Origin of the sequence: Arthrobacter sp. Soil764, assembly GCF_001428075.1 — a bacterium.
Lineage (GTDB): Bacteria > Actinomycetota > Actinomycetes > Actinomycetales > Micrococcaceae > Arthrobacter.
Genome location: NZ_LMSI01000009.1, coordinates 68,193 through 76,651 on the forward strand (window position 1 = coordinate 68,193; position 8,459 = coordinate 76,651).

Annotated in this window: 8 protein-coding genes; 6 read left to right on the forward strand and 2 right to left on the reverse strand. The window is 65.4% G+C overall.

From position 1 onward, the window contains the following. Positions 1 to 92 precede the first annotated feature (92 nt). Positions 93 to 1,001, forward strand: a complete 909-nt coding sequence (dprA, locus tag ASG86_RS07265) for a DNA-processing protein DprA (RefSeq protein WP_056332038.1) — start codon at positions 93 to 95, stop codon at positions 999 to 1,001. 602 nt (positions 1,002 to 1,603) lie between these two features. After that, complete coding sequence (locus ASG86_RS07270; RefSeq protein ID WP_056332039.1) at positions 1,604 to 2,959, forward strand: ParB/RepB/Spo0J family partition protein; 1,356 nt, start codon at positions 1,604 to 1,606, stop codon at positions 2,957 to 2,959. 414 nt (positions 2,960 to 3,373) lie between these two features. On the opposite strand, the gene ASG86_RS07275 is transcribed toward ASG86_RS07270, so the two are convergent. Then, positions 3,374 to 3,682, reverse strand: coding sequence for a hypothetical protein (locus ASG86_RS07275; RefSeq protein ID WP_056332041.1), 309 nt, complete (start codon positions 3,680 to 3,682; stop codon positions 3,374 to 3,376). Between the two features lie 693 nt (positions 3,683 to 4,375). On the opposite strand from ASG86_RS07275, the gene mobC reads away from it, so the two are divergent. The 4 genes from mobC to ASG86_RS07295 all read left to right on the forward strand — a co-directional run bounded on the left by mobC (position 4,376) and on the right by ASG86_RS07295 (position 7,628). After that, positions 4,376 to 4,768, forward strand: coding sequence for a plasmid mobilization relaxosome protein MobC (mobC, locus tag ASG86_RS07280; RefSeq protein ID WP_056332043.1), 393 nt, complete (start codon positions 4,376 to 4,378; stop codon positions 4,766 to 4,768). Next, a complete protein-coding gene (locus ASG86_RS07285; RefSeq protein WP_056332046.1) occupies positions 4,768 to 6,324 on the forward strand; it encodes a relaxase/mobilization nuclease domain-containing protein in 1,557 nt (518 codons plus the stop codon). The genes mobC and ASG86_RS07285 overlap by 1 nt, the downstream gene beginning before the upstream one ends. Positions 6,325 to 6,341: 17 nt before the next feature. After that, a complete protein-coding gene (locus tag ASG86_RS07290; protein WP_056332048.1) occupies positions 6,342 to 7,283 on the forward strand; it encodes a hypothetical protein in 942 nt (313 codons plus the stop codon). A gap of 96 nt (positions 7,284 to 7,379) precedes the next feature. Beyond that, positions 7,380 to 7,628 carry a helix-turn-helix domain-containing protein gene (locus ASG86_RS07295; protein ID WP_056332050.1) on the forward strand — a complete coding sequence of 83 codons (249 nt, stop codon included), beginning with the start codon at positions 7,380 to 7,382 and terminating at the stop codon, positions 7,626 to 7,628. Positions 7,629 to 7,687: 59 nt separating this feature from the next. Here the strand turns inward: ASG86_RS07295 and ASG86_RS07300 are convergent, their stop codons facing one another. Then, positions 7,688 to 8,272 carry a hypothetical protein gene (locus ASG86_RS07300; protein ID WP_056332052.1) on the reverse strand — a complete coding sequence of 195 codons (585 nt, stop codon included), beginning with the start codon at positions 8,270 to 8,272 and terminating at the stop codon, positions 7,688 to 7,690. Positions 8,273 to 8,459 lie beyond the last annotated feature (187 nt).

The following is an 8,459-nucleotide window of genomic DNA, read 5'->3' on the forward strand; positions in this document are numbered from 1 at the left end:
CAGCAGCCAAAACAACGGGGGGAGAGGGGAAGCTGGCCGGTCACCTGAGCCGCCCCACCCACCAACCCTTTCGGCAACAAAGGAGCAACACCATGAACGACCGCATTGCACGCGCAGCCCTGACCCGCCTGTTCGAACCAAACGACACCGTTGGGCGGACCCTCGTGGGCAGGCTCGGCGCGCACGCCGCGCTGCGGCTCGCCACCGGCGCCCAACCCGCCCACACCCTTCCGGACGTGACGGCCGAGGCACTGGCCGACGCGCTGAAGCGCTGGGCGCCTCGCGTGCCGGAGCTGGACCCGGAAAAGGACCTGGCCACCATCGAACGCCTGGGCGGCGGTTTCCTCATCCCCGGGGACGAGCACTGGCCCACAGGCCTGGACGACCTCCCGGACGCACCCTTCGGCCTCTGGTACCGGGGCAACATCGGGAACGGCATCCCCGACCCGTCCAACTGCGCGGCACTGGCCGGGTCACGGGACTGCACGAGCTACGGCGCGGCCGTCACCGGTGACATCGCCTACAGTCTGGCCCAGCGCGGAATCTGCGTCATCGCCGGCCTCGCCTACGGCATTGACGCGCACGCCCACCGCGCCGCACTGGCCGGAAGCACCGGCAGCGGCGCGGCCACCATCGCCGTCCTCGCCGGAGGACTGGACCGCGACTACCCATCCGGAAACGCGGACCTCGCGGCCGCAATCCGCGCCAACGGGCTCACAGTCTCCGAGTTGCCCCCATCAGTCGCCCCTACCCGGGCAAGATTTTTGTACAGAAACCGCATCATTGCAGCCCTTGCCGGTGTCACGTGCGTAGTGGAGGCCCGCTGGCGCTCCGGTGCCCTGAATACCGCCCACCACGCCGAAACCATCGCCCGTCACGTCGCCGCTGTCCCGGGCAGCGTCCACAGCGCCAACTCCGCAGGATGCCACCGGCTCCTGAAAGAAGGAGGCGCGGCACTGGTAACTGACGCGGCTGAACTGAGCGAACTGCTCGCCAGCTAAACCCCCACGGGTGGCCGGTCTTTCGGGGCCGGTCACCGCGGGCGGTCCGCCGTCGTGGTCGGCTTGTCCTGGTGGTTGGCGGCGGCGGACCGCCAATCCCGCAGCAGGCAGGTGCCGGGCGGCGGCCGGCGGCGGCAAGCCAAGGTTTGGCGGTGTCGTTGGGTTGTCCAATGGCCGGGGTGGAAGGCAGGCTCGCGGGGCTCGCCCTGGTTTCCGCTGCGCTGCAACCAGTTGAAAGGCGTCCGCTGGCGCGGCCGGCTGTGGGGTCCAGGTGGCGCCGTCGCAGAGCTCCGGAACCCCCTGACCCTGTTGTCTGCGACGCTTTTTGGCTGCTGTCCTGACGGATTGTACGTGTCCGCTCCGGCCGGTCTAGCCCCTCCTTCGTCGGGGCCTGCGGTGCAGGAAATGTCCCTGCGGCGCTCCTGCGTCGCTTATTTCCTCCGGGAATTTCCCGCCCCTTGCCCTCACGGGTAGACAGGCCTGCACGGGCACAGCTCCGCAAGCTTCGCCAGCAGCCAAAACAACGGGGGGAGAGGGGACGCTGGCCGGTCACCGTAGGTCGCCCCACCCACCAACCCTTTCGGCAAAAAAGGAGCAACACCATGAACGCAGCACCCACGCTTGAAATGCTGGACCCGGCCACGCTGACGGTTGATATCAATGTCCGTAAGGACGCTGCCCTGACCGCTGATTTCGTTGCCAGCATCAAAGAACATGGCGTGATGGAACCGGTGATCGCCCACCGCAAAGACGACGGGACCGTGCACGTGCTGATGGGCCAGCGCCGCACCCGCGCCGCCGTGGAAGCGCAGCGGCCGCTGATCCCGGTGATGATCATCGAGTCCCCGGAGGAGGCCGAACGTATCGTGACGCAGGTGGTGGAGAACATTCAGCGCGCTGAACTGACCGAAGCGGACGAGGCCGACGCCTATCACCAGCTGTCCCTGATCGGTGTCTCGGCGGCCGCGATCGCGAAGAAGACCGGGCGCACCAAGACAACGGTGGAGTCCGCATTGAAGGCCAAGTCCTCGGACGCGGGAGCCGCCGCCCTGGGCAAAGGATGGAGCATCGAGGAGGCACTGATCATGGCTGAGTTTGAGTCAGATGAAGAGGCCTCGGCCGAGCTCGAGTCGGTCATCATGGACGAACCTGACCAGCTTCTGCACGTCGCGCAGCGGCTGCGCGACCGGCGCGAAAGCGCTGCCGCCCTCGCCGCGCTGATCGCCGAACTGGAAGCCCAGGGAAGGACCATCGTGGAGGACGCCGGACACTACGCCGACGACGACAACCTCTATGTCACCGCCGCCAAACGGGAGGACGGGGAACCGGCCACCGAGGATGACGCCAACGCCGTTCTGATCACCACGGACTATCGGGGCCAGCACCGGACCCACGCCGTGATCGCGGGGTGGAAGGAGACGGGCTTCGCCCCGAAGTACGAACGCTACGACGGCGTCCGCCCAGCGCAGAAAGGCCCCATGACCGAGGAACAAAAGGCCGAGCGCAAAACCCTCATTGAGAACAATAAAGCGATGCTGTCCGCGCAGGTGGTACGCCGTGAATTCGTGACCGGCCTGCTTGCGAAGAAGCAGTCACCCAAGGGCTGGCAGTACTTCACCGTCCACGCGATTACGCACCACCCCGAAACGGCGAGTGGCTACGACGGCGAGGTGGCCGCTGGAATGGTTGGGGCGAAGGTTGACGAGCCGAAGACCTGGGCGTGGAACCCGCTCCGGACGCACGTGGCGAAATCCACCGCACGGCCTGAATTCTCCCTGATCGCACTGATCTGCGCGGGGTATGAGAAAACGATCGCGAAGGACTCGTGGCGGTCCCCGTCCCAGACTCACAGGGACTACCTGAACCAACTGGCTCTTTGGGGATACAAGGCATCAACTGTTGAACAGCTGATCATCGACAGCGGCAAGCCAGCCGAGGAAAAAACCCAAGCGGCCTAACACCAACCCTTGCCGGGCGGAACACCACCGCCCGGCAAGGGTTCCCCGCCAATCACCACAGCAGGGCCGGGAACCTCGCAAACGTCGGGCGGTCCGCCGCCCGGGCGAACCACGGCAGCTACTCACCAGCGGCGGACCGCCATTAGGCGCGGCATGGGCAGAAGCTCACCAGGAGTGCCGCGCATACCAACGTGACGGGTGCCGGCGTCGTCCGGGTCGCGGTGCTAAAAGCCGCCGGCACGCACGGGGTGCCAAACAATGCACCCCTCATGGGTGCGCTAGAGTGAATGAAAGATTTCCTTTTGCCGAAGGACAAAAAAGGACCGGAATGTTCCGGTCCTTTTTTGTGTGCAGCGACTTTTTCAGTGGTGTCAGCGCTGTCGCTTGGGTTCTACCACTTTGTGGGTTTTAGGGTCAGTCTTCGCTGAAGGATGTGCCGGCTTCCTGGGCGGCATCCTGTTCGGATCCGGCGGAGCGCTTTGTCGTCCGTCGGCGCTTTACGGCAGATGGTTCAAGGCCAAGTTTCTTCAGTTCCTCGGCGCTCCACCCGTCCCGGGTGGCCTGCACGTAGGCGCGCTTGTCATCGCGTTCGGCGGCAACAAGCTGGTCCCGCAACTCGGTGATTCGCTGGCGGCTCTTTACCAGGGCAGTGACGGATTCAATGCGGGAGTTCAGCAGCGCGCGGGCCTGGTTTCGTGTCTGTTCAATGTCGAGGTTTGGCATGGATCCAGCCTAGCGATCATCCCGACGCCGGCTCGGCCGGACGCGCCCAGCCTGGCATGACATGTCCGAGATAGCCGGGGGATCTTGCGCCAGGAGGTGGGCGTTCCGGGGATCGTTGAACCAGTCCCGCAGATAGTCGTCGGAGTAGCTGACGGTTCGTGCTGTGAACTGGAAGTATTCGGGGCCGATGCCGCGCCGCCGCCACTGCCGCAGCTGCGTCGGGGAGACTCCGTATTGCCTAGCCACTGTGGTAGGTGAGATGAGAGCCAAAACTGTACCTTTCGCTTGCCCTATGCCGCGTTCCTTTCGGCACGCTTGCCGAAACTTGTCCGGTGAAGGAATTGGCCAGTTGGAGCGGCCGGATCGTGGAATACCGGAGCGGAGCGAGGATATGCCGCGAAAGCCGGCTGTGGAGACTTGCCAAGGAAGGACCGGGCAGTAGCCTCAACCAGCCGAAACGGAACGACGCAGTCGTTTTGAATAAGTCAGACGCGCAGCGTCCTGCAGGGCAGTGCTCAGGAAACACCCCAGGCGCCGAATTGGGGGCGCAGGTGATTTTCCGGAGCAAGCTATGCGGTTATGTGCCATAACCCGCGTGTTGATCCACGGCCCGCGGCCCTGGATGCGGCACACTCGTCAGTGTGGCCCGGAGATTCCGGGGCGCTGCGCTGGGCATTGGGGGAGGGGACCGGGATGACTGAAGAGCCGAAGTCTCCGCGCAGGTTCTCCCGCCGTCGACGCGCGAACATTGACGGTGACACCCAGTACGTGCGGGTGTCGATGTCGGAGTTCGAACGTGCGCAGTTGAAGGTGCTGGAGGAACGGACCGGGCGCAGCCCGTCAGAGATTCTGGTCAGTGCTGCCCTGTACGCGGAGAACTCCGAGTCGCTGGCCGAACGGCGGGCGATGGCCGTGGAATTCATTGCGGCCCGCCGGTACCTTGCTGCCCTGTCGAACAACGTCAACCAGCTCGCCCGGCATGCGAATGCCACGGACGAATTCCCTGAAGCAGCCCGCACCGTCTTGACCCGGGTGCGGGCGGTCGCTGACCGGATCGATACGATGCTGGATTCGATGGTGCGCTGATGATTCCCAACATCACCAAGGGCACCCGCATGCACGGGCTCATTGCGTACCTTGCCGGTCCCGGCCGGGCGAACGAACACACCGAACCCCACCTGGTCGCGGGCTCCCCGTCGATCATGGCCTGGCACAACGATGACGAACTGAACGCCGACGCGGCGCAGGCCATTGCCAAGGAATTGGACCGTGCCCGAAGCGTCCTGGGCGTTGAGATTCCCGGCGGCCATGTCTGGCACTGCTCCCTGTCGCTGCGCGCCGAGGAAGGCGACCTGACCGACCAAAAGTGGGCTGACATTGCGCAGGACTTCATGGACGAGATGGGGTTCACCGAAGCCAGCGGACGGGCGCCGGCCCAGTGGGTGGCGATCCGTCACGGCCACAGCAAAGCCGGGAACGACCACATTCACATCGCTGCCTCCATGGTCCGCGAGGACGGCACGAAGTGGAGCAGCTGGCGGGACTTCCCCCGGGCACAACAAGTCGCCCGCGAGCTTGAGAAAAAGTACGGCCTGGAAGAACTTTCGCCCACGCATTCCACCCGTGGACTGCGGCCCGGTGAACGTGAAGCCTCGGAACGGCGGGGAGCGCCGGAACCGGAACGCCGGTCCCTGGAACGCAAGGTCCGTGCCTGCGCGACGTCGGCCCAGGATGAGGCCGAATTCATTCGACGCCTTCGCCGTTCCGGGGCCCTGGTCAGGCCGCGGTACGCGTCCGGACGTGACGACGTCGTGGTCGGCTACAGCGTGGCAGAACGTCCCCACAAAGGTGGCCGACCTGTTTGGTTTGGCGGCGGTCACCTCGCCAAAGACCTTGCCCTTCCCAAGCTTCGTACCGAGTGGCCTGACAGTCCACAAGGTGCCGCCGAGGCGGTCGCAGAATGGCAGGCAGCTGCACGTGGACGCCGCCCGGTCACGGTCGGCCGCGAAGCCCACGAACCGGACCCGCAAATGTGGGAGCAGTACAGCGACGAAGTTGCCCGGCTCCGCGAAACGCTGCGCTCCGTCCCGCTGGACGATCACGTGACCTGGGCGCACGTTGCACGCGAGACATCCGGCGCCTTCGCAGCCTGGTCCACGGCGACCGAGGCAACGCCCGGACCACTCGCAGCAGCAGCCGACGAGCTGTCCAAGACAGCGCAACTGCGGCGCTACCCAGTCCGCCCCATCCGCAGCGCAGGACCATCTGCCCGCGGAGCCTCGCTCATGCTCATGGCAGCTTCGATGGGCGGCACCGGAACCGCCGCGCAGGCAATCATGCTGCGCCAGCTGCTCAACGTCGCCAAGGCCGTCCACGATATGCACAAGGCCTCAAATGATCTGCGTCGAGCACGGCAGATCAGCCACATGGTGAAGCACCACCTGAGCCAGGTCGCGGCCGCACTACCCAGCGTCCCGGCGACCACGCCCACAGCGGATAGCGAAGCCGCCGCGGTACGCGCGAGTACAGCCGGCCAGGTTGTCGGTCGGTCCGCTGGCTCCGTGCTGCCGCCGAAATACGTGCAGGCACGCACCCACGCGAGCACCCGAAGCGGGAGTACCCGCCCAGACATTGAGAGATAACACCAAGGAGGGGAACCATGAGCGAATCTGACGGCATTGATGAGGCTCTTGAGGGAATGTCGCGCGTTGCGCTGACCGTCGCCGGCCGGCTCGGTGAGCAACTGGCCAGGGCACGTGAGCAAGAGCTGCGCCGCGCCCAAGCGGCCGAGGAACAACAGGCCCGCGAACTGCAGGGCCGGTTCGATGCGGAGCGGTCGGCTGCTCGTGCACAGCTCGCCCCGGTCATGGACGACCGGTGGTGGGATACAGCCAGCGGCCGCGACGTCGAAAGGGCACATGAGGCGGCCACCTCGTGGAAGGACCATGACCCGGCAGCGCGCGTCGCGGCAGAGGTGATCCGTGACCAGGTGCAGCGCCGCTACGGTTTGGACGTGGACAACCTCGGCGCCGACGAAGCAACGGTGGCGGAGGCCCTGGCTAAAGCTGAACGGGACCGCGAACAAGCGGAACAGGAACGCCGTGCCGGCCGTGACGAGAACGCCCAGGCTGTGCAACTGCTGGCCGAGGCCGACCGGGAAGACAGGAAACGCTCGGAGGCCGTTGATCGGCCCCCAAAGGAGGACTTGGACGAAGCGCTGGCCTGGCTCCGGGAGACCAAACCCATCGAGGCACACAACTGGGAACAGCGGCATAATTTTGCGGCCAGCGTAGCCCAGGAAAAGGACATGGAGCAGGGGCTGATAAGAGACTGGACAGCCGCCCGTGCCAATCACCGCCCCGAACAGTTGCGGGACGAAGCAGGAGCCAAATACGACTCAGCCGAGCGCCGACAGGAACTGGCGGCCAGCCTCGAAGGGGTTGCTGACCGCGAGGCTGTACAAGCACGGCTCAATTCCGATCAAGACCAGGCCACACCGCCCAGCGCAGCCGTAGGCAAGGGATCAAGGCCTGCAAAGGCCCGCAAGACGCGCGGAGCCAACGGCCCGACAAAGCTCCTTCAAAAGGGCATGAGCAGGTAAGCCCTTCAGGCCGTCCAGCCACCCAGGAAATCTCACCGGATGGCCGGGGACCGCAAACTGGCCCCGGCTGGGTGCTGCTCACATTAGGATGTCCGGGTGACCGCTGAACACGACAAGCGCCGCTTTCTGACCATCGAGCAAGTCGCCGAAGAACTGAACTCCAAAAGCAGCCTCATCCGGAACCTCATTCATACTGGAGAGCTTCGCGCTTTTCAGGTTGGGGGCCGGGGGCTCTGGCGCGTCGGCCGCCGGGATCTCGAGGACTATATCGCAGATGCTTACCGGCGCACCGCTGAGCGGATCGCCGCGGGCGAACTGGCGGACGACGTGCCGGACGGGGAATAGGGACGCTGGAGGGGCGGAAACCGCAGTGCCCGGGGCGGTCCGGCGTCGCTCCAAGCGTCCTACGCTGGCGTGCGCTCATCCGCGGATACACCCTCCCAGCGTTTCTGGGCACCCTGCCGGCTGATCCCGAAGGCCCTGCCGATCTTTTCCCAGGAGACGCCCCCCGCCCTTGCCATGGCAACGGCTTCATCGAGCTGGGCCTCCAGCTCCTTGAGACTCCCGCTCAGGGTGCGGATGCGGTGCAGCGACAGGTCCGGGGCGACATGGCGGTGCCACACATCCAGGAACAGCGGCTCCAGATCCTCCCGGTCGCTGATATCAGCGGCGTCGGCGCTGGCCGGCGGTCCGGCGTAGATGCGCCCCGCGGCGACGTCCTCGTCGGAAGGGTCCCAAACCCGCGTCCACAACGTGTCCAGGATGACGTGTTCCCGGAACGGAACACAGCTGCAGGCGACCCGCCAGCCGACCACCTGCGACGGCGGCCGCCACGCCTCGCGGGTCGGATCCTCCTCATGCCCAACCGGCCGGCCTTCGGGGGTCATCAGGTTTATCTGCATCCACCTGCCGCCGGACCCGTACATGCCGTCGGCGAAGACGCAGACCACATAGCCTTCATGCTCGCTGTCCTCGGTAAACCAGCCCATCGTGCTTCCCTTCATCGGCTGCCAGTTGCTACAGTGACAGTATGAACGATGACAACTATCGTTGACAAGCGGGTTTACTTTAGCAACTTTACTGGCATCCCTGCGGATTCAGAGTGGACGTATTCCTAGACTGCAGCGACGAGTGGGCGCATGAGTTAGATCCAGGCGGGGACGGCCCGATAGAACA